Source organism: Mesorhizobium sp. M1E.F.Ca.ET.063.01.1.1, assembly GCF_003998155.1.
Classification (GTDB): domain Bacteria; phylum Pseudomonadota; class Alphaproteobacteria; order Rhizobiales; family Rhizobiaceae; genus Mesorhizobium.
The window spans coordinates 1-664 of record NZ_RZSC01001428.1 but is presented as its reverse complement, the minus strand read 5'-3'; the positions used below and the strand labels follow the sequence as shown (position 1 = coordinate 664).

Below are 664 nucleotides of genomic sequence, written 5' to 3'. Positions count from 1 at the left end.
CGCCGGCTGGGTGTCGGCGCGACCTTGGGAGAGCCGGCTGCAGCCGCGACCACGGCGCCGGCAATGTTGAGCCCGAGCTCTTCGAATGCCTCGGCATCGCCCGTTTCCCGCGCAGCCTCCGCTTGCGCCAGCAATGATGCCAGCGCCGTCAAGGGCGGCAGGCTTGGACCGTCGAAGCCAAGCCGCTCCGCGCCCGGCACGTCGGCGACGACGCGCTCCATATACGTCGGAGAAAAATGGAAGGAGAGGCAGCGGTCGCCCGCGCCATGCTCGTGGCCGCATTCGTAGCAGGCGCCGGGATTGCCGAGCAGGATGGCGCCGGGAGCAAGCATCGCCGTGCCCTGGCGCGTGCGATAGCGGAAGGTGCCACTGGTCACAGCGGCGAGGCAGAAACTGCGATGCTGTTCCTCGAACGGCCTGTCGCCGGCGCGTGCCGTGCAGATCACGTCGCACACCTGCCAGCCGGGCCCAGAGCCGAGGTTTTTGTCAGTCGTCGCCATTACCGAAAGATAGCAATTTTTCCCAAGCGCAGAACCCTGCCGGCCCCTATTGCTGGTCCTCTCCTGACAAACGAGGCAGCAGCCATGACCGATCCTTTTGCCGAAGCCCTGCACAGCGACGGGCCCAATCCGGATCTTGCCGAAAAGCTGAAACTCTACGGCCG

1 protein-coding gene and 1 pseudogene are annotated in these 664 nt (G+C 66.0%); one reads left to right on the top strand and one right to left on the bottom strand.

The features are described 5' to 3' along the window. On the bottom strand, positions 1–500 hold a 500-nt coding region (locus EOA29_RS39025; RefSeq protein ID WP_189479170.1), incomplete at its 3' end, for an AraC family ligand binding domain-containing protein. On the opposite strand from EOA29_RS39025, the pseudogene EOA29_RS42525 reads away from it, so the two are divergent. Next, positions 399–664: pseudogene (locus tag EOA29_RS42525) on the top strand (hypothetical protein); the annotation flags it as partial. The gene EOA29_RS39025 and the pseudogene EOA29_RS42525 sit on opposite strands and share 102 nt — an antisense overlap.